We start from the raw sequence: 2,902 nt of genomic DNA on the forward strand, positions 1-2,902 counted from the left end.
ATACATAATCGGTTTTAAATCAGCTCTGGCAGCATAAATTGCAGCAGTATAACCTGCAGGACCTGAACCTATAATTAAACACTGAACGTGTTCGTTTTCTTGTGACATTATATTGTGTGTTTGAAATTCATTAATCGTAGCGCAAATTTAACGCTTTAAATATTTGTTGGCAAGTGCACATTGTCAACATAGTTTACTTATTAACATCATAAGCCAAGCGGAAAGCGCATGGCGTTTGGCGTTTAAAGCCCGGGCGCATTAAGGTGCCTCACTCGTGGTGTCGGATGTTTCCATCTGACACTGACTCCATATATGCCTGATGATTTTTCACCTGTCGGATGGTAACATCTAACAGCACAATAAACTCCAATTCAGGTATACTTTAAAGTCAGATGGCAACATCTTACAGCACAAAAAATCACCTCCTTTTATTCTCTCTGATCAACCGAATTACATTGCCTCCCAAAATTTTCTTGATATCGTTTTCCGAATATCCATTTTTAATCAGCTCATCAGTAATTTTAGGATAATCTGCTACGCTGTTCATACCTAAAGGAAAAGATTCGGCGCCATCAAAATCCGCGCCCAGTCCCACATGGTCTATACCGATTAATTTCACAACATGACTAATATGTTTAACTAAAAGTGCAATTGGTGGTCGTGTGGCATCGGCATCAGCCAGATGATTGAAAATCAACGTATCAATAGCATTGCTTCTACCATATTTAGCAGTCAATGTTTTAAGCTCGCTATCATATTTTGCAAAGAATTCTTTTTGCTTTGTATTGAAGGTAGCATCTAAAAAGCCACTGTAGAAATTAATGCAAACTACACCCCCATTTTTACCTACAGCTTTAATCTGATCATCTTTTAAATTTCGTGGAACCGGATTTAGAGCGTAAGCACAGCTATGGGAAACAATTACGGGTTTAACAGATGCAGCAATGGCATCATAAAATGTTTTTTCGCCTACGTGCGATAAATCAACCATTACGCCGAGTTTGTTCAAACGTTTAACTACTTGTTTTCCGAATTTGTTTAAGCCCGCGTTTTCGGGTTTCACTTTACTCGAAGTTTCTTCGGCTGCCGAACTCGACCATGAGGTGCTGTTGTTCCAGGTTAAGGTGAGGTAAGCCATTCCGCGCTTTGCCAGGCTATCGATATAATCTAAACGGTTTTCGATCATATGCCCGCCTTCTACCCCTATCATCGCAGCCAATTTTTGTTGTTTAACCGCTTGTTCGAGATCTTTAGCGCTTGTTACCAGTTTAATTTTATCGGGGTATCGTTTAATTAAACTATAAAGTGAATCTATTTCTTGGTTAGCTACAGCATACCCACCCGTTTCATCACACCAGATAGAAAAAAACTGAACATCTAAGCCACCTTGTTTGGCCCTCGCTAAATCGAAATTCCCTTTAGACTGAAGTTTCCCAATATCGATGCCCGATTTGATCTGATTGAACAGTATATCTCCATGGGTATCGACTACAATCGCATTTTGATGAATTTTATCTGAATTTTGGGCAAAGAGATTGATCTGCAACAGTGTAAGGACAAGAAAAAGATAAAGATTTTTCATGCGCTAAATATAATATTAATTGTTCTTACCAGTACAGACACTCGAGTTCCCATCAATTTTTTTCACCACTAAGAAACAAAGGCACTTTTATGTTAAAAACCAAGGCGTGCTTGGATGGTAAAACAAGTCCATCGGTTGTCAGATGGTAACATCTGACAACACATTAAAAACTAAGGTGCCTCAGGTGATAAAAAAATGATGTAATATTAACTGTCAGACGGTAACATCTGACAGCACATCGAAACCCTAAGTTTGTATAATCCCAACATTAAATTTCTTTGTAATCGGCGATTGGTTGGCAGCCTCAATCCCCATCGAAATAACTTTTCTGGTTTCTAACGGGTCGATAATACCATCTACCCAAAGCCGGGATGCGGCATAATAAGGTGTGGTTTGGCTATCGTATCTGTCGGTGATTTCTTTTAACAACTCTGCCTCTTTTTCTGGCGTAATTACCTCTCCCTTTGCTTTTAAAGAGGCTTCCTGAATCTGAAGTAAAGTTTTTGCAGCCTGTGAACCGCCCATTACCGCAATTTTAGCCGTTGGCCAGGCATAAATCAATCTAGGGTCGTAAGCCTTGCCGCACATAGCATAGTTGCCTGCACCGTAAGAATTACCCAATACTATTGTAAATTTTGGTACCACAGAATTGGCAACAGCATTAACCATTTTAGCGCCATCTTTAATAATACCACCATGTTCTGATCGGCTGCCTACCATAAAGCCAGTAACATCTTGCAAAAACACCAACGGGATTTTCTTCTGGTTACAGTTCATAATAAAACGGGTAGCTTTATCGGCACTATCAGAATAAATTACACCGCCAAACTGCATCTCTCCTTTTTTCGACTTCACCACTTTACGCTGATTGGCCACAATACCTACTGCCCAGCCATCAATACGACCTAAACCACAAACAATGCTTTGTCCGTAGCCTTTTTTATACTCTTCAAATTCAGATTGATCAACCAAACGGTTGATAATATCCATTATTTCGTAAGGTTTATCTCTGTTTTCGGGTAAAATGCCATACAGCTCTTCTTCATTTTCTTTTGGTTTTGCCGGTTTAATCCTATCAAAGCCTGCGTTTTGAGGTGTCCCCAACATACTCATGATGTTCCTGATGCTATCTAAGCAGGCCTGATCATTGGGATGTTTATAATCGGTAACACCCGATATTTCGCAATGAGTTGTGGCTCCACCCAAAGTTTCATTGTCAACCTCTTCGCCTATGGCCGATTTCACCAGGTAAGAACCCGCTAAAAACACTGATCCGGTTTTATCAACAATCATCGCTTCATCGCTCATAATGGGCAAATA

Annotated in this window: 3 protein-coding genes; all 3 read right to left on the minus strand. The window is 39.9% G+C overall.

Annotated elements, in window-relative coordinates:
* On the minus strand, positions 1 to 108 hold a 108-nt coding region (locus tag AC1DPQ_RS23375; protein WP_477611032.1), incomplete at its 3' end, for an FAD-dependent oxidoreductase.
* 310 nt (positions 109 to 418) lie between these two features.
* Positions 419 to 1,582 (minus strand): dipeptidase, encoded by a 1,164-nt coding sequence (locus AC1DPQ_RS23380; RefSeq protein WP_477579812.1) that lies wholly within the window; start codon positions 1,580 to 1,582, stop codon positions 419 to 421.
* 246 nt (positions 1,583 to 1,828) lie between these two features.
* The coding region (locus tag AC1DPQ_RS23385) for an acyl-CoA carboxylase subunit beta (protein WP_477611031.1) at positions 1,829 to 2,902 on the minus strand (1,074 nt) is incomplete at its 5' end.

This window comes from Pedobacter sp. 01T416_2 (assembly GCF_056398925.1).